Below are 19656 nucleotides of genomic sequence, written 5' to 3' on the forward strand. Positions count from 1 at the left end.
CTCACCTGCCCCCGTCGTCCCCATACCGCCTCAGCTCTCCGCGCCCTCGGGGCCACCCGCCGAGGAGGAGCCCGGTGACGACTTTGGCGAGGAGTCCGAAGAAGGCGCGGCACCCGCGCTCTTGGCCGCGCCACGTGCGGGCTTGGCCGCCTGCGCCGCCTTGCCGGGCTGCGCTTCCTTCCGGACACGGGCGGGTGCCTTGGCCGCATCCTTCGCAGGCGCCTTGGCCACGGATCTCGCGGGCGCCTTGGCCGAAGCCTTCGCAACCGACTTGGCGGGTGCCTTCGCGACCGACTTGGCGGGCGCCGTCTCAGGTGCCTTCCCGGCCGGTCCCTCTCCCGAAGTCCCGCTCTGCGCGGGAACGGGCTCGGGAGCCGGCGCACCGCTCCCACCCTCCGGCGACGCCTGCGCCCCGCTGCCGGGCGGCACCGGCGCGCCGGGCGCCCCGAAGGGCAGCACCCGCGCCGTGTACCGCTCCACCGGCTTCGCCGGCACCGGCGTCTCGCGGCCCTCGATGAAGACGAGGGCCGCCTGGTAGACCACCGAGAGGGCGTACGGCGTCTGGTGGAGCATCCCCCACAGCTTCGACGTCTCGTCGATGTCCATCACCGTCGGCGTCAACCGCACGCGCTGCGCCGCCTCGGCGAGGTCGCTGCCCGCCAGGTACGGCTTCTCACCGGCCTGTTCGATGACGTCCTTCGGCAGGATCGGGATCTCGTGCAGGGTGCGCACCACGGAGCCGATCAGCCGTTGCCCGACCAGCTCCGACTCCTCGCCGTACGCGCTGATCAGGTAGTGCAGGTCCAGTGCCGCGGCGGGCCGCTTGCGCAGGGTCCCGTCGGTGGCGCGGGTCGGCAGGTCGTTGCCCCGCTGTGAGACGTTGGGCGTGACCTGGTAGCAGAAGACGGAGATGGTGGGCTCGGACGGCGGTTCCGTCGGCGGTTTGCCCAGCTCCATCTTGACGGCCTCGTCGAACTCCGGCAGCAGATTGGATGCGATCAGCACGGAGAGGGCCTGGGTGACATGGGCGATGGCGAGTGCGTTGCTCATGGCGTCGGTTCCTCGGTTCCTCGGTCTGTCATGTCACTCCCGCCCTCGCGCCAGGTAATCCGCCAGGCTCACGGTCGCCCCCGTACGCCCCGTCGCGGGCGGCTGCTGCCGGCTGCCGCCGGACGGCGACGGGCCCGCCGTCACCTCCAGCCGCCCGATCTGCACCTGCACCACCTGCTCGGGCGTCTTCCCCGGCCGCCGGGCGGCGGCCTGTCGTACGGCGTCGCGTGCCGCCGCGGTGTCCGCGGCGCTGGGCCGCAGCGCCGCGGACACGGCAGCGGGGGAAACGGCGTCCGTGCCCGGGGGGACGGGCACGGACGCCGTGCTCCGGGGTGCGCCCCGCTCCGTGCGCCCACGGCCCGCCGCCCGGTGCGCGGCGTCGGGCGTCGGCCGCTGCTCCGCGGCGACGGGCGCGACGGGACGCAGCAGCGGCGCCTCGGGCAGTGCCCTCGGGACGGGCCGCGGTGCCGGGTCCGTGGGGGCGCGTTCGGTGTGTACGACGGTCCGCTCCCGTTCCGTGTGCGTCCGGGGCGTGGCCGCCGCCGGACGCGGTGCCTCCCCCGGACGTACGGCGGACGCTGTGGCGGAGGGCCACAGCAGGTCGGAACCGTCGTCCGGCTCCGGCGCGGTACCGCGGACCGCCTCCACCCGCTCGAACGGGCCCGGCAGCCGGGGCCGTACCCGCACCACACCCGCACGCGGACCGGCGACAGCGGCCGGAGCGTGCCGGGCGATCAGCCGGTCGAGGAAGTCGGGAACCGGCGCCCCTTCGGCGTCAGACATCCGCACACAGCTCCAGGTAGTAGCGGCGCCGCAGCGGGCTGAGCGCCAGGATCTCCGGCTCGCTCCAGCCGTAGGAGGTGGCGAGCAGATGGACGTCGAGCAGCAGGTCGCGTGCCCACGCGTCCAGTTCGGTCCACAGGTAGGAGGCGATGTCGAGCTCGGCCCGGGTGGCCTCACCGCACTCGGCGCAGGCGATGTTGAGCGTCACGTCGGCACCCGGGTCGGCGGCCTCGACGGCCTCGGCGATCCGGCGCTGGACCGGGACCGGCAGGTCACCGGCGCCCACGGCCGTCCCGTCGCGCACCGCCGAGACCAGGCACCGGGCGAGCAGGGCCGTGCGCGGGTCGGCCGCCCGGGCCGCCGCCGTCAGGTCGGCGACACCGGGCAGCCGGAACCGCACGTCCCAGCCGTCCTGTTCGACGCGCACCACAGAGTCACCCGGTGTGCCGGGCTCGCCCAACGACCGGGCGAACTCCCCGGCGTCCAGGTCGAACTCCATGTCCTCCCCGCACGCCGAGCACGCCAGCCGCACCTGCATCCGCTCCCCGAACAGGGCCCGGCGCAGCGCGAACAGGTCGGCCTCGCGCTCCCCCACCGGCAGCACCGGCAGGCGCGCGGCGTCGGCGTCCGGGCGGGCCGTGCGGTGCAGCAGCAGGGCGCGCCCGTTCGGTGCCTCGGCGAGGCCCGCCTCCCAGGTGGCCAGCAGTTCGGCCGCCCCGGTGATCGCCATGTTCTCCCCCCGCTTCCTCAACTGGCCCTAGGTCAGGCTGGGTTGAGGAACGACGGCTCCTCCGGCTCGGGCACCTCGTAGTCCCGCTCCCAGCCCTCGCACTCGAGCTTCAGCGACTGGATGGCCACCGCGTTGGCGTTGGCGTCCAGTTCGCCGAGGACCTGGTACTCGCTCGGCCAGGTCCGGTACAGCTTGTGCGAGACGGCGACCTGGCCGGCCTCGTTGAGGACCTGGATGACGATGTCCTTGCGGAAGTCGGCGAGGGACACCTCGGAGCCGAGGCCCGCGCCGACCTGCCAGACCTTGTTGGCCCAGCGGTCGAACTCGGGGTCGTGGGTGACCCCGCGCTCCAGGGTGATGCCCTCGAACTCGGAGCGGCCCGGCGACTTGCGGGGAGACGACGGGTCGCCTCCGTGCCGGTGTTTGACGACTTCCGTCGTCCGCTTCAGGGGACTGATCTTGCTGATGCCGGCGACCGTACGACCGTCCCACAGGACGAGGAACTTGAAGTTCTTGTACGGGTCGAAGCGATGCGCGTTGACCGTGAACTCAGCCATCGGATTCCTTCAGTTCTCCACGATTCCACGCGCCTAGAGCGCGAACTGCCCGGACGTCTGCTGGATTTTGACGATCACGAACTCCGCCGGCCGGACCGGTGCGATGCCGACGAGGACGTTGACGATGCCGTTCTCGATGTCCTCGGCGGTCGTCGTGTCGCTGTCGCACTTGACGAAGTACGCCTCGCGCGGGGTGCCGCCCTTGAAGGCGCCCTGGCGGAAGAGCGTGTGCAGGTACGAGGAGGCGGCGAGCCGGATCTGCTGCCACAGGTTCTCGTCGTTGGGCTCGAAGACGACCCACTGCAGACCGCGCTGGAGGCTCTCCTCGACGTGCAGGGCAAGCCGGCGCACCGGCACGTACTTCCACTCGCTGTCGAGCGCGTCCGAGCCCTCCAGCGTGCGCGCGCCCCAGACCACGGGGCCGGTCACCGGGAAGGTCCGCAGGCAGTTGACGCCGAGCGGGTTGAGCAGACCGGTCTCGCGGTCGGTGAGGTTGACCGTGAGCGAGTGCACGCCCGCGAGCCGTGCCTCGGTTCCGGCCGGCGCCTTCCACACGCCGCGCTCGGAGTCGGTGCGGGCGATGACGCCGGCGACCGCGCCCGACGGCGGGAAGGAGCGCAGCCGGCCCGTGAGCGGGTCGGTGAGCTGCAGGTGCGGGAAGTACAGGCCCGCGTGGTTGCCGCGCACCGCGTCGAAGGCGGCGAGCCCGGCGCGTGCGGTGTCGACGCTGACCCAGGTGCTCGGCGCGTCGACCAGCAGGAAGATCCGCCGCTCGGCGCACAGCCGCTGGGCGGCCGAGATGACGGTGAGCGCGTCCTCGGTCTTCTCGTACGCCGCGAGCTCGGGCAGCGCCAGCAGGTTGACGTCGGCGACGCCGCGCAGCGCCTGAATGCCGGTCTTGTCGCCCTCGCTGCCGATGAGGTCGCGCGGGCCGGGCGCCGCACCGTCCTCGCCGCCCTCCAGCGGGAAGACGGGCGGGTTGACGGAGGCCTCCAGGCCCAGGTCGTTGGCGCACTCGCCGAGGAAGCGGACGACGTCCTCGGGGTCGGTGGAGCCGGCGACGACCTGGATACGGCGGCCGAAGGCGGTGACCTCGGCGCCCGCGAAGGCGTGCTTGCCGGGCGCGTCGGGCAGGGCGCGCAGCTTGCGCTCCAGCAGCAGCGCCAACTCGGCGACGCTGCACGGGGCTTCGCCGTCGCAGTCGGGGTCGTAGAGCTTGAACTCGCGCTCGACCTCGCCGATCTTGACGGTCAGGTCGACTTCCAGGTTCGGCAGTTCGTCGCCGAAGGGCTTGGAGACGGTGCCGGACGGGTCGGGGCGGCCCTCGCCGACGACCTCGACGCGGATCAGCTTGGAGCCGGCGTTGATCACGGTCTGCGCGTAGCGGCCGTTCGCCGGGTCCATGGACAGGCCCGTGAAGCTCTCGCGGGCGTCGCCCTTGGCGTCGTAGACGCGCAGGTTGAACGTCTCGTCGGGGCACGGGGTGTCGTGGTCGACGGCGACCCGCAGGCCGTTGCCCCAGACGCCGGGCTCCTTGGCGTGCACTTCGAGGACCGGGCCCTCGCTGTGGCCCTCGGTGGACTTGAGGGTGACGCAGGCGGCCTTGCCGCTGCCGGCCTTGGCGACACGGACGATCACCGCCACGGTGCCGCCGTTGCCGAAGAACTGGTGGACCGCGTAGCCGACGGCGCTCTGCGCGCTCAGACCGCCGAAGCGGCGCTCGAACTCCGTGAAGCTGGTGACGCGTACCGGCTCGTTGAGCGGACCCCGTCGGGTGTGGCCCACAAAGGCCGTCACGGACGTGGTCAAGGTCGAGATCGTGCGGGTGCTGCTGGGAAGTTCTTCGACGTAGACGCCGGGATACGTCGGCTTGGCGGCGCTGAGAGCGCTCATCGGCATTCCCCCTCCTACTCCCTGTCTCGGGTACCGGACAAAGGCACCAAGAGATGGCAGAGGGAGGCATTCCCGACCGGGGCACGAAAACGCCACCCACAAGGGCGACGTCGTCACGTGCACCGCACCAGTTTCCCCCGTCATCACCGTGGGCGATCGACCGCACGGCTCAAGCAGCGCGCTTGTGACTCCTGATGCTCAAGTGCTCAACCCACCTTGGTGTGTTCGAAGTTGACCGAGCAAGGCGGCTTCAGGCCAGCCGGGGAGGCGGTTTGGTGAAGACCGCTTCCCGGCATCCGCACAACTCACCGGCGCGCCCCGGCCAGCTGATTCACAGTTCCCACACAGAGGTGCCGCGACAGAGCGCCGGACGGGGCCCCACCCCTCACCGGAAACCCCTTACCCGCCCCGTTCGACTGGTCGCACGCGCGTGCGACCTCCGCGAGTTGCACACAACGTGCCGTGGCTGGTTTTCCGGGGGTGACGCGAACTCGCCCCATCGGGCCCTACCCCTATAGGGCCGGTGAAATCTCGCCGCCATGTCTTGACATGCGACTGAAACGATTCGTAACTTGGCCGATCATTTAGATGCATGAAGAGAGTTCACGTACGTGAACTCCAGCGAACCACGGAGGGTGCCCATGCGGGATCGCCGACGAAGTCGCCGCCCGGCCGCCCTGCTCGTCGCCGCGGCGCTCGCGTTCGCAACGGCCGCGTGCGGCTCCGGTTCCGGCGGTGCGGGCAGCGACGACCCGAACACACTGGAGGTGTGGACCCGGAGCAATCCGGACTCCGCCGCCACCTACGAGCGGGTCTTCGCCGCCTTCACCAAGAAGACCGGCATCAAGATCGACTACCAGCCGGTCGTCAACTTCGACCAGCAGCTGCAGAGCCGGGCGTCCACCAAGGACCTCCCGGACGTCATGATCAACGACACCGCGCTGATGGGCAGCTACCAGGGCCAGGGCCTCCTCAAGCCGATCGACCCCGCCTCGATCGCGGGCCACGACCAGATCACCGACAAGACCTGGTCCTCCACGGTGGGCATCGACGGCAGGCACTACGGCATCCCGTACTCCCGTCAGGCCCAGACCCTGATGATCCGCAAGGACTGGCTGCGCAAACTCGGTCTGAAGGCACCGACGACCTGGCAGGAGATGCTCTCCGTCGCCAAGGCCTTCGCCACCGAGGACCCGGACGGCGACGGCAAGGCCGACACCTACGGCATGGTCGTGCCAGGTAGCGCCCAGAACGGCTACGCCGCCTGGTGGGGCGCGAGCTTCCTGTGGCAGGGCGGCGCGCAGATCATCGAGCCGGACGGCAAGGGCACCTACCGGCCCGCCATGGACTCGGCGGCCGCGGTGCACACCGTGACCTGGATGAAGAACAGCCTCTTCTGCGGTGATAACGGTGTCACCCAGCCGGGCGCCCTGACCGCCGTCACCTCGACGGCGACCAACTTCCAGGACGGCAACGCCGGGATGTACATGACCGGCCCGTACAACATCGTCACCTTCGACACCACGCCCGGCAAGGACAAGTACGAGGTCGTCCCGGCGCCCGCGGGCCCGGCGGGCGCCGATGTGCTGGCCGACGGCGAGAACGTCTACTTCGGCGCCAGGACGGGGAAAGCGAAGCAGGAGCAGGCGCTCGCCGCCTTCCTGATCTCCCCCGAGGGCCAGAAGCTCGCCATGACCGGCAAGAACCAGCCCGTAGTCCGCATCCCCGTGAACGCCACCCTGGACGCGGCGAAGGTCCGTGACGACGCCCGCTGGAGCGTCGTACAGAAGGCGTACGAGGACGCCTCCCAGCAGTTCCCGAACGCGCCGGACTTCGCGCCGATCAAGCAGGACACCGCCGACGCGCTCAACTCGATCTTCACCTACTGCGGCGGTGACGTCCGCTCCCAGCTGGGGGAGCTCAACGAGACCCTCGCCGGCGACCTCAAGGACCAGGACCTGTTGAAATGACCGCTACCGTGAACACCCCCGCGGCGCGCGGAGGCAGGGTCTTCGGCGTCCTCGGCAAGAAGGCCGTCGTCCCCTGGCTCTTCCTGGCGCCGGGTCTGCTGCTCGCCCTCGTCTTCAAGTTCTGGCCGATGGCCAAGGGCATCTGGCTCAGCTTCTTCGACGTGCGGCCCTTCCTCGGCGACCAGTGGATCGGCCTCGACAACTACACCCGGGTCCTGACCGACCACCGCTTCCAGGACGCCATCGGGCACACCCTGGTCCTCGGCATCGGCCAGTCGCTCGGCGCCATCCTGCTCGGCTTCGTCCTCGCCCTGCTCCTGGAGGGCCAGGCCCGCTCGCTGAAGATCATCCGGACCGCCGTCTTCCTGCCCGCGGTCACCGCGACCGCGGTCGTCGGTGAGCTGTGGCGGCTGATGTACTACCCGACCTCCGACGGCCTCCTCAACAGCGGCCTGCACCTGCTCGGGCTCGGGCCGGTGCAGTTCCTCGACAACCCCGGCATCGCGCTGTACTCGACGATGGCCATGGGCATCTGGATCTGGGCCCCGTACAACATGGTGATCCTCCTCGCCGGCCTCGCGGGCGTGGACCGTTCGCTGTACGAGGCGGCGGCGATGGACGGCGTCTCGCTGTGGCAGCGGCTGCGCCACGTCACGCTCCCCGCGATCCGCCCGGCGCTCATGATCGTGCTCACCCTCGCCACGATCCGCGGCTTGCGCGTGTTCACCGAGGTCTACGTCCTCACCGGCGGCGGCCCGGCCGGGTCCACCGACGTCTGGATGACCCGCGCCTACACCCTGGGCTTCAGCCGCAACGACATCGGCGGCGCCTCGGCGGCCTCGGTCGTGCTGCTCTGCGTGACGCTGCTCCTCACCGTCACGGTCAACTACCTCCGCAAGAGGGGAGAAACGCGATGAGCGCCCCCGTCATCGACCCCGTCCGGCCGACGGCCCCCGACACCCCGGCCGGCCGGGGCACCAAGGCACAGCGGACCACCCCGGCCCGCTTCGACACCGCGCTCGGCTGGAACGACAAGCCCTCTCTCGCTTGGGCCCTGCGCATCCTGCTCTGTCTGATCGCCCTCGCCGTATTCGCGGCGCCGTTCCTGACGATCTTCTCGGGTGCCTTCACCCCCAACCCCAGCGGCTCCTCGCTGTCGTTCCTGCCGCACGACAGCACGCTGCTGAACTTCGAGGTGGCGGGCGAGCGCGGCATCTGGGACTACCTCGGCAACTCGCTGGTCATCGCGGGCGGCGGGCTCCTGCTCCAGCTCGTGGTGTGCACCCTGGCCGCGTACGCGCTGGCCCGGCACCGCTTCCGCGGCCAGGCGCTGATCATGATGCTGTTCATGATGACGCTGATGCTCCCCGAGGAGGTCATCGCCATCCCCCTGTCGCTGGTCCTCGGTGACGTCCCCGTGGTCCACCTGGACCTCAAGGGCACGGTCTGGGGCGTCATCCTGCCGCTGGGCGCCTGGGGGTTCTCGGTCATGATGCTGACCGAGTTCATGCGGGACATACCCGACGAGATCGAGGAGGCCGCCCGCCTCGACGGCGTCGGTGAGCTGAGGATGCTGTGGCAGGTCGTCCTGCCGCTGTGCAAGCCCGCGCTCGGCGTGGCCGGCGTGCTCGGCTTCATCATGATCTGGGACCAGTACCTGCTGCCGCTGATCGCCGCCAAGGACCCCACCGACTACACGGTCACCGTCGCCCTGTCCATCCTGCGCACCGACCCCGAGGTCGGCTCCGGGGTGGTGCTGGCCGGTGCGGTCATCGCCCTGATCCCCAGCCTGATCGTCTATCTGCTCCTCCAGCGCTCGCTGGTCTCCGGCATCGCCGCCGGGGCCACCAAGGGCTGAAACCGACCCCCCACGTTTGAGGGAGACATGAAGTTCCAAGGAGTGCTGTTCTTCCCGGTGACGCCGTTCGCCGCGGACGGGTCACTGGACGAGGAACGGCTCGCCCAGCACATCGACAGCGGCGTCGCGGCCGGTGCGGGCGGCGTGTTCGTCGCCTGCGGCACCGGCGAGTTCCACGCGCTGACGCCCGACGAGATCGAGCGGGCCACGCGTGTCGCCGTCGAGACGACCGCCGGACGCGTCCCCGTCCTCGCGGCGGCGGGCGGCCCGCCCCCGGTCGCCTGCGACCAGGCCGCCCGCGTCGAACGCGCCGGCGCCGACGGCATCCTGCTGCTGCCGCCGTACCTGGTGACGGCGCCGCAGCGGGGCCTGGTGCGGTACGTCGAGGAGGTCACCGCCGCGTCCGAGCTGCCGGTGATCTTCTACCAGCGCGGCACCGCCCGCCTCACCGAGGCCACGGCCGCCGAGATCGCCGCCCTGCCCAAGGTCGTCGGTCTCAAGGACGGCATCGGCGACATCGAGCGGATGCACCGCATCGTCCGGGCCGTACGCGCCGTGCGCGGTGCCGAGGACTTCCAGTTCTTCAACGGCCTGCCCACCGCCGAGATGACCGCGCCCGCCTATCACGGCATCGGCGTGGACCTCTACTCGTCGGCCGTGTTCGCCTTCGCCCCGGAGATCGCGCTGACCTTCCACCGCGCGCTGACCGAAGGCGACGAGGCGACGACCAGCACGCTCCTCGACGAGTTCTACGGTCCCCTGGTCGAACTCCGCGACGAGGTCCCCGGGTACGCCGTGGCGCTCGTCAAGGCCGGGGTGACCCTGCGCGGCCTGGACGTCGGCGGCGTACGTGCGCCGCTGCTCGACCCCACGCCGGAGCATGTCGCCCGGCTCGCGCAACTCATCGACCACGGCCTGGAGGCGATCCGCGCATGAGCACCACCACCGGCACCCGGATCCGCGAGCTGATCGTCACCCCGATCGCCTTCCGCGACCCGCCGCTGCTCAACTCGAGCGGCGTCCACGAGCCGCTTGCCCTGCGCCTCATCCTCCAACTCGTCCTGGAGGACGGCACGGTGGGCCTCGGCGAGTCGCCGGGCGGCACCGCCCGCCTGGAGCGACTTCAGGCGGCCGCGAAGGTGGTCGTCGGCATGGACGTCTTCGACACGACCGCCGTCGCGGCCGCGATCGACGCCGCCCTGCTGCCCACCGTGCCCAGCTCCCACGAGCGCGGCTGGACCACCTCGGCGGTGGAGGTGGCCTGCCTCGACGCACAGGGCAAACTGCTGGGCCGCCCGGTGAGCGATCTGCTCGGCGGGAAGGTCCGCGACTCGGTGCCGTTCGCCGCCTACCTCTTCTACAAGTGGGCCGAACACCCCGCCCTCGACGGCCGCCCGGCGGTCGGCGACGACTGGGGCGAGGCGCTCGACCCCGCCGGGATCGTCGAGCAGGCCCGGCTGATGCAACAGCGCTACGGCTTCCGCTCGTTCAAGCTCAAGGGCGGTGTCTTCCCACCCGACGAGGAGATCGCCGCGATCAGGGCACTCGCGGAGGCCTTCCCTGGGCAGCCGCTGCGCCTGGACCCCAACACGGCCTGGACGGTGGAGACTTCGCGGTACGTCGCCCGCGAGCTGGAAGGCGTACTGGAGTACCTGGAGGACCCGACCGCGACCATCCCCGGCATGGCGGAGGTGGCGAAGGACTCGCCGCTCCCCCTCGCCACCAACATGTGTGTGATCGCCTGGGAACACCTGAAGCCGGGCATCGAGCAGAACGCGATCCAGGTGCTCCTCACCGATCACCACTACTGGGGCGGACTGCGCCGCACCCGTGAACTGGCCGCGGTCTGCGAGGCGTTCGGCATCACCCTGTCCATGCACTCCAACTCGCACCTGGGCATCAGCCTCGCCGCCATGACCCACGTGGGCGCGGCCATCCCCCACCTCGACCACTCCTGCGACACGCACTACCCGTGGAACTCGGCCGACGACGTGATCCTCCCCGGTGCGCTTCAGCTGCGCGACGGGGCGGTCGAGGTCCCCACCGGCCCGGGCCTCGGCGTGGAGCTCGACCACGATGCCCTGCACCGGCTGCACCGGCTGTACGTCGACTCGGGGGTGCGCTCCCGCGACGACTCCGGGTACATGCGGCGGATCCACCCGGACTACGAACCAGGGCTGCCGCGCTGGTGACGGCCGGAGGCTTACGGCGACGGCAGGGTGCGGCCCAGCAGATCCAGCAGGGCCGCCCAGTGCCGTTCCGTCGCCTCGGCGTCGTACATCGCGGTGTCCGCCTGGGTGAAGCCGTGGTGGGCGCCGGGGTAGACCTCGCCGCGATGGCGGACGCCGGCCGCGGTGAGGGCCTTGTCGAGGCGGTCGATCTGCTCGGCCGGGTTGGTCGAGTCCCGGTCGGCGTGGCCGAAGTAGAGCTCGGCGGTGACGCGGTCGGCGAGCAGGTGAGGGCTGTCCGGGGCGTCCGTCGCGAGGTACGCCCCGTGGAAGCCGGCCGCGGCCGCCACTCGGTCCGGATGGGTCCCGGCGGTGCGCAGGGCCAGGGCGGCGCCCATGCAGTAGCCGGTGACGCCCACCGGGCCGTCGGCCGTGAGCGGGGAGTCGGCGAGCCAGTCGAGGTAGACCCCGGCGTCCCGCATGGCCGCCTCGGGGGTGAGCGTCTGCGCGGCCGGGCGCAGGCTCTGGATGATCTCCGGTCGCTCGGCCGGGTTGATGAACTCGGGCAACTCCACGACGGGCGCCGGGCCGTGGCGGTAGAAGACATTGGGGACCAGGACCGTGTACCCGGCCGAGGCGAGCCGGTCCGCCATCCCCTTCAGGTGCGGGCGGAGACCGAAGGCGTCCATGTACATCAGCACCGCCGGGCGCGGGACGTCGCCGTCCGGACGGGCGAGGTAGGCGTCGGCGGTTCCGTCCGGGGTGGGGACGGCGACGAGTGTTCCCTGCATGTCGGCCTCAGTTCTCGATGGTCGCGTTGTCGATGAGTTCCTTGACGCGCTCCGCGGAGACCGGGACGCCCGGCGTCTCGAAGAACCAGCGCTGCGCCTCCTGTTGGCCAAGTCCTTCGGGCCGCGGGGCCATGTACGGCTGTACGTAGACCGGCGTGCCGGGCTCGCTGCGCCGGCTGTCGGCGAGCGTCCCGATGTCCACGCAGTCGTAGCCGAGGGTGTCCAGCAGCCGGGCCACCTCGGCCTTGGCCCCGGGGTCGTCGCCCGCGACGGGCAGGGCACTGCGGTCGGGGGCGCCGGAGGGCCGGGCGGAGGTTGCCAGCCGCCGGAAGTCGATGTTGTTGAACGCCTTCACCACGTGTGAGCGGGCCAGATGCCGCTGGACCAGGGCGCTGGAGGTCAGCTCGCCCGAGTCCAGTGCGGCGACGCGGCCGTCGCGGTCCGGGTAGTAGTTCATCGTGTCGATCACGGTCTTTGCGGCAAGGGCGGCGACCGGGAGGAGGTCGTAGGCCTTCAGCGGGACGGTCGCCACCACGAGATCGCCGGCCTGCGCGGCCTCCTCGGGCGTGGCTGCCCGTGCGTGCTCGCCGAGTTCGGCGACGAGGTCGGCCAGGGTCTCGGGGCCGCGCGAGTTGCTCAGGACGACGTCCAGTCCGGCGGCGACGGCGAGGCGGGCCACCGAGCTGCCGATCATGCCGCTGCCGATGAGTCCGAGGATCTTGGTCACGGTGTACGTGCCTCCGTCACTGCGTGAGCGCTGGTGAAGTGGAGTTTCGTATGTGAAACTGAGTGTCACGTTAGCGATCGAGTGCCGGAACTGCAAGTGAGGGTGGGCGACCGGATAGGGTCACGAGGTGAGCGCAGCAGCACGTACGAACACGAGAGACATCGCCCGGGCCGCCGTACGGGCCGAACTGGCCCAGGTGGCCTTCGAGTTGTTCCGGCGCGAGGGCTTCGAGAAGGTCACCCTCGACGACCTGGCCGCGGCGGCCGGAGTGTCCCGCAGCACGTTCCTGCGCTACTTCGGCACCAAGGAGGACGCCGTCCTCGGCGCCTTCGACGCCCACGGCGACCAGGCCGCCGACGCCCTGCGGGCCCGGCCCGCGAAGGAGGACGAGTGGACGGCGCTGCGGCGCGCGCTGGACACCGTGATCGAGCGCTACCGCGAGGACCCCGCGCGCGCCCTCGCGACGACCCGGCTCGTGCGGGAGACCCCCGCCCTCTGTGCGCGGCAACTGGAGAAGCAGCACGGCTGGCGCCCCGCTCTGGCCCGGGCCCTCGCGGAACGCGCCGGTTCCACGGAGCCGGCGACACTCGCCCAGACCGTGCGGGCCGCCGCCGCCCTGGACTGCCTGAACGTCGCCCTGGACCACTGGACCGCCTCCGAGGGCGCCCTCGATCTCGTGGACGTCCTGGACGAGGCCTTCGCGGCACTGGCACACCGGTAGCCGTCCGACGCCCCATAAGGTGACCCCCGACCGCACGACAGGAGGGGTGAGGGCGTGGGCATGGACGGCTCGACAGGCGTGTTGGTGACCGGCGGCAGCGGGTTCGTCGGAAGCCATCTGGTCAAGCGGCTTCTGGAGCGCGGGTATCGGGTCCATGCCACCGTGCGCAGCACGGCCGACACGGCGAAGGTACGGCCCCTGCGGGAGATGCAGGAGGCGCACCCCGGCCAACTGTCCTTGTTCGAGGCGGACTTGCTGACGGAGGGCTCCTTCGACGAGGCGATGACCGGCTGCCGGGTAGTGTTCCATGTGGCGTCGCCGTTCCGCATGCCGGAGAAGATCAAGGACGGCCGCCGGGACATGGTCGACCCGGCCCTGCTCGGTACGCGCCATGTGCTGGCGGCCATCGAGCGGACGCCCACGGTCGACAGGCTCGTCCTCACCTCCACCGTGGGCACGATCTTCGGGGACTACGCGGACGTACTCGCCATGGACGACGCGGTGCTGTCGGAGCGGTACTTCAACACCACCAGCACGGTCGAGAACAACCCCTACCACTACGCCAAGACGCTGGCGGAGCGCGCGGCCCGGGACGCGGAGGCCGCCCAGGGCCGCTGGCGGATGGTGTCGGTCAACCCCGGCCTGATCCTGGGCCCTTCCCTCACCCCGGCCTCGGAGTCCGGCAGCCTGTTCCTGCTGGAGGAGCTGTTCAAGGGCTACTTCTTCTACGGCGCACCGGACTTCAGCTTCACCACGGCGGACGTGCGCGAGGTCGCCGACGCGCACATCGCGGCAGCGGAGAACCCGGACGCGAAGGGCCGTTACATCGTCGCCGATCGGACCATGACGTCCTTCCACGAGATGTCCCGCATCATCCGGGCCCGGTACCCCCGTGACCTCCGCCTCCCGCGCACCGCGCTCCCGCACTGGCCGGTACGCGTCCTCGGCCCGGCCTTCGGGCTGACGCAGGACTACATCCGCAAACACCTCGGCATCCGCTTCCGGGTGGACAACAGCCGGAGCGTGAACGAACTGGGCATCACCTACCGCCCGATCGAGCAGACGGTCCTGGACCACTACGAGGCGTGGCGGAGTCAGCGCAGCGCGAAGTGAAACCGGAGGCCCCGCCCCCGAAGCGTCGAAGGTCACAAAAACGTATCGGACATTTCACATGTCAACCTTCACGCGAGGCTCACAAGTTGGCTAGGTTACGCCTCAGGCCGCACGACGACCTCCGGCGAACCCCGCCGGGACGTGCGGCCTCCGCTGAGTCCGGTGCGCCCCCAGGGGTTCACTGGAGCCGGGGACCCAACCGAAAATCGGGGTGAATCGGCCCAACTGCCTTTCGGGGCAAGGGCCGTAGGGCACACCTTCCGGAACCGTCCGCCCGAACCCGTCAGCTAACTCGGTAGGCGGATTACGGAAGGAGTACGTCGCCCATGGCGCCGGAACGCACCGCGCGTCCGGGGGCTTTGAGCCTGCCCGGCATGCGCAATTCCGCACTCGCGTCGGCGGCCCTCACCTCGGTGGCACTGCTCGCCCAGACGGCCAACGCCGCCCCCTCCCCCGGGGACGAGGCACCGAGCCGCGAGGAGGTCAGCCGACGGGTCAGCTCCCTCTACGACCGGGCCGAGTCCGACACGGGAACCTTCAACGCCACCCGCGCCGCGGCGACGGGACCGCGCAAGCGTGCCGACCGGCCGACGGGCGCCGGAGGCACAACCACCGCCGCGGCCCGGGGCGATGAGGGCAGACGCAGCGACCCCGCTCTCGACAACATCGCCCGGCAGTGGTTCGACGTGGCCCGCTCGAAGCTGGGTCCCACCGTTCCGGCGGCGCTGCCGGCCGACAGGATGCCGGAGCGACCCGCCGAGGCGCGGCGCGCCCGCCCGGCGCAGGGTGCGGGGGACGGTCTCACGGACCGCGGGCGGGAGGCGTCCGGCCGGCCCGTACTGGAGTTGCCCGCCGCACCGGTCGCCGAGTTGACGTCCGCTCAGGTCACGGGGACGGCTCCCGTCGCGGAGCTGACCGCAGGCCCGATGGCCGCCCTGCCTGGCGCCCCGGAGGCACCGCAGGAGGCCGCGCAGACCGACTGGAGCACCCGGTCGGCCCTCGCCCTGCCCGCCCCGACCGCCGAGCCGGCGGCCGAACCGAAGGCCGATCCGCAGCAGCGGTCCTCGCTGCGAACCGCCAAGGAGCAGAACCAGCGCAAGCTCGCCCGCGCCCGGGAGTTGCTGTCCGCGTACACCGCACCGCAGAGCACGCCGCTCCCGGCGATCGAGCCCCTGCCCGCCGCCGACACGTGGGGCACTACGCCGGTCGAGCTCCAGCCCTCGGCCGAGACGCAGTGGCAGGCCCTGCAAGCACAGTCCGCAGCCGACCTCACCACAGTCCCGCCCGGCACGACGGCCTGGCCCACCGCGCCGAGCCCGAGCGTCGACACCTCCGCGACCACCGTCCCGGGCCAGGCTCTCGACATCGCCCCCGCCCTCGCCTCGACGGCACCGCAGGACACGCGAGCCACGCGTGCCCTGGACTTCGCCCGCGCCCAGCTGGGCAAGCCCTGCGTCTGGGGCACGACGGGGCCGGGGGCTTACGACGGCCCCGGCCTCACCCAGGCCGCCTGGAAGGCCGCCGGCATCACACTCCCCCGCACCGCACAGGAGCAGGCGACCGCGGGCCAGGGAGTCGCCCTCGCCCACCTCGAACCCGGTGACCTGGTCCTCTTCCACATCGGTCACGTCGGCATCTACTCCGGAAACGGCATGATGATCCACGCCCCGGGGCCGGGGGCGGCCATCCGCGAGGAGTCGATCCACTACGCCGGGGAGCCGGCGATCCACAGCGCGATACGGCCCGCCTGAGCCATCGACAGGACCACCACCCCGCCTTCCGCCAGGCGGGGTGGTCTTCTTTGCCTCCGGGCCGCCCAGCCAGAACACCGCTCCACCTCGGCTTTGTCGATACGTCCTGACAAACCCATTGACATCATCTGCGCGCAGCCGCATAGTACCTGCCACTAGAGCGCGCTAGTGAAGCGCTCCAGTCGGTATCCAACGGGCGGTACCCGTGACCCTCCCCCCACCTGAGAACCCGCCCCGACCAGCACAGCGAGGTGCATGGGACATGCGCAGACACCACCGAGCCGCGACACTGACCGCTGCCGCCCTGGCCGCCGGCCTGTTCGCCGCGGGATGCTCCAGCAGCTCCGGCGGAAAGGCGTCCGAGGAGGGCTCCGCGGACGCTTCGGCGGGCAAGGCCACCACGCCCCGGATGACCGTGGCCATGATCACCCACGCGGCTCCCGGTGACACCTTCTGGGACCTGATCCGCAAGGGGGCCGAGGCCGCCGCCGCCAAGGACAACATCAAGCTCGTCTACTCCAGCGACCCCAGCGCGGGCAACCAGGCCAACCTGGTGCAGAACGCGATCGACCAGAAGGTCGACGGCATCGCCCTCACCGCGGCCAAGCCGAGCGCCATGAAGGCCGTGGTGGCCAAGGCCACGTCGGCCGGCATCCCGGTCGTCGGCTTCAACTCCGGCCTGGACGACTGGAAGGACCTCGGCCTGCTCGAGTACTTCGGACAGGACGAGAACATCGCCGGCAAGGCCTTCGGTGAGCGGCTCAACGAGACGGGCGCCAAGCACGCCCTCTGCGTCATCCAGGAGCAGGGCCATGTCGCCCTGGAGGCCCGCTGTGCCGGCCTGAAGAAGGGGTTCGAGGGCAAGACGGACATCCTCTACGTCAACGGCACCGACATGCCGTCCGTGAAGTCGACGATCACCGCCAAGCTCCAGCAGGACTCCTCCATCGACCAGGTGGTCACCCTCGGCGCCCCCTTCGCGCTGACCGCCGTGCAGTCGGTGTCCGACGCGGGCGCCAAGGCCGAGGTCGCGACCTTCGACCTCAACAAGGAGCTGGTCACGGCCGTCCAGGACGGCAAGGTCGAGTTCGCCGTCGACCAGCAGCCCTACCTGCAGGGCTACTTGGCGGTCGACTCGCTGTGGCTGTACAAGACCAACGGCAACTTCAGCGGCGGCGGCACCGCTCCGGTGCTGACCGGGCCCGCGTTCATCACCAAGGACAACGTCGACGCGGTCGCGGAGTTCGCGGCCAAGGGCACGCGCTAGGCGCGTACATGGACAGGCGGGGTCGGCCGTGGCCGCGACGGGGCGCGGCCGACCTCGCCGCTGTTCGTTCTCAGGCCGGCCCCTCGCCGCTGTTCATTCTCAGGCCGGCTCCTGCGGGGCCGGCCCGCTGCTGCCCCGGACGACGAGTTTGGGGTCCAGAACGGCCTCGCGGGGCTCCAGTTCCGGGTTCTGCAGCCGGTCCACGGCGAAGCGGACCGCGTTCTCGGCCATGAGGACCGCGTCCTGGCGGACGGTGGTGAGGCCGATCGGCATCAGATGGGAGAGATGACTGTCGTCGTAGCCGACCACGGACATGTCGCGCGGGACCTCGACGCCCGCCCGCGTCAGGGTCATCAACAGGCCCATCGCACAACGGTCGTTGCCCGCGAGGACCGCCGTGGGCAGGGGCAGCCCCCGGTCGCGCTCGGCCAGCAGCATCCGGCCTGTCTCGATGCCCGACTCCTCGGTGTGCGCGCCGGGGATCACCCGCTGCTCGGCCTCCAGCCCGTGCCTGCGCATCGCGGCCCGGTACGCGCGCCGCCGCTCGGCCGAGCCGGGGCCGCGCCCGCCGTCGATGTGCACGATCCGGCGGTGGCCCAGTTCCACGAGGTGGTCCATGGCCTGCCGGACGCCCTTGCCTTCGGCGCTGTGCACGAAGTCCACGCGCGCCTGGGGCACCCGGCGGCTGACCGAGACGGTGACGGTACGGCGGCCGAGTGCGTCGAGGTAGGCGGGATCCGCGTCGGGGCCGAGGAGGATCACCGCCTCGCAGCGGTGGCCGAGCAGCGCCTCGACGGCCTTTTCCTCGCTGCGGCCCTCGGCGGCGGCGGAGAGCAGGACGTCGTAGCCGAGCCGCTCGGCCTCGGGGTAGATGCCGGCGACGAGGTCCATGTGGAAGGACTGGTGGACGGTGAACATCACGCCGAGGGCGCGGCTGCGGCCGCGGGCGAGCAGCCGGGCCGCATTGTCGGGGCGGTAGCCGATCTCGTCGGCGACGCGCAGCACCCGCTCGCGGGTCTCACGGCTCGCACCCGGCAGGTCGCGGAAGATGATCGAGACGAGGGCTCGGGACACACCCGCCTTCTCGGCGACGTCCGCCATCGTGGGCCGCTGCCTGCCCGATGCATCCACCTGTGAACCCACCCTTCGACGCAGATCACCTTAGCCGGGTCTCGAAATCTCCCGGCAACAAGCTATTGACATGACATTTGGACCAGGGTCATCGTACTCGCACTAGAGCGCGCTAGTAGAGCGCGATAGACGATCTGTGGATACGTCCCTGACGTCCGTCCCCTCCCCGAAGGACTTGTCATGGCAACGGCGCCAACCTCGCTCCGCACCACTGCGGGCAACCTGTGCCTGGGCTCGGCCCCCGACTCGTGGGGCGTCTGGTTCCCCGAGGACGACCAGCAGGTCCCGTACACCCGCTTCCTCGACGAGCTGGCCCGGGCGGGTTACCGGTGGCTGGAGCTCGGGCCGTACGGCTACCTCCCCACCGACCCGCAGCGGCTGAAGGAAGAGCTGGACGCTCGCGGCCTCCAGGTCTCCGGCGGCACCGCCTTCGGTGCACTGCACCGGCCCGAGGCATGGGACGCGATGCTCGCCCATGTCCGCCAGGTCGCGGAGCTCACCGCCGCCGCGGGCGCCCATCACCTGGTCCTCATCCCGCCCATGTACCGGGACGAGAAGACCGGGGCGTTCACCGAGTCGCCGGAGCTGACCGCCGAGCAGTGGGCCGGCTTCGGCAAGGCCGCCGACCGGCTCGGCAGGCTGCTCCTCGACGAGTACGACGTACGCCTGGTCGTCCACCCGCACGCCGACAGCCACATCCAGACCCAGCCGGAGATCGAGCGGCTGCTCAACGAGTCCGACTCCCGCTACACCAACCTGTGTCTGGACACCGGGCACGTCGCCTACGGCAGCGGTGACAACCTCGACCTGATCCGGCGCTTCGGCGAGCGCGTCGGGTACGTGCACATCAAGCAGATGGACCCGGAGATCCTCGCCCAGGTCGCGGCCGAGGACCTCTCCTTCGGCGAGGCCGTCAAGCGCGGCGTGTGCGTCTCGCCCCCGGCCGGCGTGCCGAAGCCCGCCGACGTGGTGGCCGAACTCGCCCGGCTGGACGCCGAGTTGTTCGTGATCGTCGAGCAGGACCTGTACCCCTGCGCACCGGACGTACCGCTCCCCATCGCCGTGAGCACCCGTCAGCACCTGGCGGGCTGCGGCCTGGCGGGTACCCGGCGCCCGACGCTCACGACTCTCGACCGGTGAGGAGAC

General features: G+C 71.1%; 18 protein-coding genes and 1 riboswitch. Of the genes, 10 read left to right on the forward strand and 8 right to left on the reverse strand.

What is annotated here, in order from left to right; genetic code table 11:
- Positions 1-30: 30 nt before the first annotated feature.
- From PBV52_RS04785 to PBV52_RS04805, 5 genes are read right to left on the reverse strand one after another with little or no spacing between them, the layout of a single operon-like run.
- The gene (locus PBV52_RS04785) at positions 31-1050 is read right to left on the reverse strand and encodes a DUF4255 domain-containing protein (RefSeq protein WP_274237005.1); all 1020 of its coding nucleotides are present in this window, start codon (positions 1048-1050) and stop codon (positions 31-33) included.
- 33 nt (positions 1051-1083) lie between these two features.
- Positions 1084-1833, reverse strand: a complete 750-nt coding sequence (locus tag PBV52_RS04790) for a hypothetical protein (RefSeq protein WP_274237006.1) — start codon at positions 1831-1833, stop codon at positions 1084-1086.
- Entirely contained in the window at positions 1826-2563 is a 738-nt protein-coding gene (locus PBV52_RS04795) for a hypothetical protein (RefSeq protein ID WP_274237007.1), read from the reverse strand. The genes PBV52_RS04790 and PBV52_RS04795 overlap by 8 nt, the downstream gene beginning before the upstream one ends.
- A gap of 32 nt (positions 2564-2595) precedes the next feature.
- The gene (locus PBV52_RS04800; RefSeq protein WP_004003113.1) at positions 2596-3120 is read right to left on the reverse strand and encodes a phage tail protein; all 525 of its coding nucleotides are present in this window, start codon (positions 3118-3120) and stop codon (positions 2596-2598) included.
- A gap of 33 nt (positions 3121-3153) precedes the next feature.
- A complete protein-coding gene (locus PBV52_RS04805; protein WP_274237008.1) occupies positions 3154-5019 on the reverse strand; it encodes a phage tail sheath subtilisin-like domain-containing protein in 1866 nt (621 codons plus the stop codon).
- Positions 5020-5654: 635 nt separating this feature from the next.
- Between PBV52_RS04805 and PBV52_RS04810 the strand changes: the two genes are divergently transcribed.
- The 5 genes from PBV52_RS04810 to PBV52_RS04830 are packed head-to-tail and all read left to right on the forward strand — an operon-like array spanning position 5655 to position 11033.
- Positions 5655-6983: a sugar ABC transporter substrate-binding protein gene (locus PBV52_RS04810; protein WP_274237009.1), complete on the forward strand. Its 1329-nt coding sequence runs from the start codon at positions 5655-5657 to the stop codon at positions 6981-6983.
- Positions 6980-7900, forward strand: coding sequence for a carbohydrate ABC transporter permease (locus tag PBV52_RS04815; protein ID WP_274237010.1), 921 nt, complete (start codon positions 6980-6982; stop codon positions 7898-7900). The genes PBV52_RS04810 and PBV52_RS04815 overlap by 4 nt, the downstream gene beginning before the upstream one ends.
- A complete protein-coding gene (locus tag PBV52_RS04820; protein ID WP_274237011.1) occupies positions 7897-8841 on the forward strand; it encodes a carbohydrate ABC transporter permease in 945 nt (314 codons plus the stop codon). Before PBV52_RS04815 ends, PBV52_RS04820 begins: the two co-directional genes overlap by 4 nt.
- Positions 8842-8868: 27 nt before the next feature.
- Complete coding sequence (locus PBV52_RS04825) at positions 8869-9777, forward strand: 5-dehydro-4-deoxyglucarate dehydratase (RefSeq protein WP_274237012.1); 909 nt, start codon at positions 8869-8871, stop codon at positions 9775-9777.
- On the forward strand, positions 9774-11033 hold the full coding sequence (locus PBV52_RS04830; RefSeq protein WP_274237013.1) for a glucarate dehydratase family protein: 1260 nt from the start codon (positions 9774-9776) through the stop codon (positions 11031-11033). Before PBV52_RS04825 ends, PBV52_RS04830 begins: the two co-directional genes overlap by 4 nt.
- A gap of 11 nt (positions 11034-11044) precedes the next feature.
- Here PBV52_RS04830 and PBV52_RS04835 read toward each other — a convergent pair whose 3' ends face one another.
- The gene (locus tag PBV52_RS04835) at positions 11045-11800 is read right to left on the reverse strand and encodes a dienelactone hydrolase family protein (RefSeq protein WP_274237014.1); all 756 of its coding nucleotides are present in this window, start codon (positions 11798-11800) and stop codon (positions 11045-11047) included.
- Between the two features lie 7 nt (positions 11801-11807).
- Entirely contained in the window at positions 11808-12527 is a 720-nt protein-coding gene (locus PBV52_RS04840; protein WP_274237015.1) for an NADPH-dependent F420 reductase, read from the reverse strand.
- A gap of 127 nt (positions 12528-12654) precedes the next feature.
- Here PBV52_RS04840 and PBV52_RS04845 point away from each other — a divergent pair, with 127 nt between their 5' ends.
- The 4 genes from PBV52_RS04845 to PBV52_RS04860 all read left to right on the forward strand — a co-directional run bounded on the left by PBV52_RS04845 (position 12655) and on the right by PBV52_RS04860 (position 17379).
- Positions 12655-13248, forward strand: a complete 594-nt coding sequence (locus PBV52_RS04845; RefSeq protein ID WP_274237016.1) for a TetR/AcrR family transcriptional regulator — start codon at positions 12655-12657, stop codon at positions 13246-13248.
- Positions 13249-13308: 60 nt separating this feature from the next.
- Entirely contained in the window at positions 13309-14361 is a 1053-nt protein-coding gene (locus PBV52_RS04850) for an NAD-dependent epimerase/dehydratase family protein (RefSeq protein WP_274237017.1), read from the forward strand.
- A 141-nt stretch (positions 14362-14502) separates the two neighbouring features.
- A riboswitch (cyclic di-AMP (ydaO/yuaA leader) is annotated at positions 14503-14679 on the forward strand.
- A 56-nt stretch (positions 14680-14735) separates the two neighbouring features.
- Positions 14736-16112, forward strand: a complete 1377-nt coding sequence (locus PBV52_RS04855) for a C40 family peptidase (protein ID WP_274237018.1) — start codon at positions 14736-14738, stop codon at positions 16110-16112.
- 262 nt (positions 16113-16374) lie between these two features.
- Positions 16375-17379, forward strand: coding sequence for a sugar ABC transporter substrate-binding protein (locus tag PBV52_RS04860; protein ID WP_274237019.1), 1005 nt, complete (start codon positions 16375-16377; stop codon positions 17377-17379).
- A 99-nt stretch (positions 17380-17478) separates the two neighbouring features.
- Here PBV52_RS04860 and PBV52_RS04865 read toward each other — a convergent pair whose 3' ends face one another.
- Positions 17479-18480 carry a LacI family DNA-binding transcriptional regulator gene (locus PBV52_RS04865; RefSeq protein WP_274237020.1) on the reverse strand — a complete coding sequence of 334 codons (1002 nt, stop codon included), beginning with the start codon at positions 18478-18480 and terminating at the stop codon, positions 17479-17481.
- A 210-nt stretch (positions 18481-18690) separates the two neighbouring features.
- Between PBV52_RS04865 and PBV52_RS04870 the strand changes: the two genes are divergently transcribed.
- Positions 18691-19650 carry a TIM barrel protein gene (locus tag PBV52_RS04870; protein WP_274237021.1) on the forward strand — a complete coding sequence of 320 codons (960 nt, stop codon included), beginning with the start codon at positions 18691-18693 and terminating at the stop codon, positions 19648-19650.
- Positions 19651-19656 lie beyond the last annotated feature (6 nt).

The sequence above is a fragment of the Streptomyces sp. T12 genome (assembly GCF_028736035.1).
GTDB lineage: Bacteria > Actinomycetota > Actinomycetes > Streptomycetales > Streptomycetaceae > Streptomyces.

Excerpts from the sequence above, each read along its gene's own strand:
- PBV52_RS04815 (WP_274237010.1), top strand. The coding sequence starts at position 6,980 with ATGACCGCTACCGTGAACACCCCCGCGGCGCGCGGAGGCAGGGTCTTC.
- PBV52_RS04860 (WP_274237019.1), top strand. The coding sequence starts at position 16,375 with ATGCGCAGACACCACCGAGCCGCGACACTGACCGCTGCCGCCCTGGCC.
- PBV52_RS04825 (WP_274237012.1), top strand. The coding sequence starts at position 8,869 with ATGAAGTTCCAAGGAGTGCTGTTCTTCCCGGTGACGCCGTTCGCCGCG.
- PBV52_RS04795 (WP_274237007.1), bottom strand. The coding sequence starts at position 2,563 with ATGGCGATCACCGGGGCGGCCGAACTGCTGGCCACCTGGGAGGCGGGC.
- PBV52_RS04785 (WP_274237005.1), bottom strand. The coding sequence starts at position 1,050 with ATGAGCAACGCACTCGCCATCGCCCATGTCACCCAGGCCCTCTCCGTG.
- PBV52_RS04800 (WP_004003113.1), bottom strand. The coding sequence starts at position 3,120 with ATGGCTGAGTTCACGGTCAACGCGCATCGCTTCGACCCGTACAAGAAC.
- PBV52_RS04810 (WP_274237009.1), top strand. The coding sequence starts at position 5,655 with ATGCGGGATCGCCGACGAAGTCGCCGCCCGGCCGCCCTGCTCGTCGCC.
- PBV52_RS04835 (WP_274237014.1), bottom strand. The coding sequence starts at position 11,800 with ATGCAGGGAACACTCGTCGCCGTCCCCACCCCGGACGGAACCGCCGAC.
- PBV52_RS04870 (WP_274237021.1), top strand. The coding sequence starts at position 18,691 with ATGGCAACGGCGCCAACCTCGCTCCGCACCACTGCGGGCAACCTGTGC.
- PBV52_RS04850 (WP_274237017.1), top strand. The coding sequence starts at position 13,309 with ATGGACGGCTCGACAGGCGTGTTGGTGACCGGCGGCAGCGGGTTCGTC.
- PBV52_RS04830 (WP_274237013.1), top strand. The coding sequence starts at position 9,774 with ATGAGCACCACCACCGGCACCCGGATCCGCGAGCTGATCGTCACCCCG.
- PBV52_RS04855 (WP_274237018.1), top strand. The coding sequence starts at position 14,736 with ATGCGCAATTCCGCACTCGCGTCGGCGGCCCTCACCTCGGTGGCACTG.
- PBV52_RS04790 (WP_274237006.1), bottom strand. The coding sequence starts at position 1,833 with ATGTCTGACGCCGAAGGGGCGCCGGTTCCCGACTTCCTCGACCGGCTG.
- PBV52_RS04820 (WP_274237011.1), top strand. The coding sequence starts at position 7,897 with ATGAGCGCCCCCGTCATCGACCCCGTCCGGCCGACGGCCCCCGACACC.
- PBV52_RS04805 (WP_274237008.1), bottom strand. The coding sequence starts at position 5,019 with ATGCCGATGAGCGCTCTCAGCGCCGCCAAGCCGACGTATCCCGGCGTC.
- PBV52_RS04865 (WP_274237020.1), bottom strand. The coding sequence starts at position 18,480 with ATGGCGGACGTCGCCGAGAAGGCGGGTGTGTCCCGAGCCCTCGTCTCG.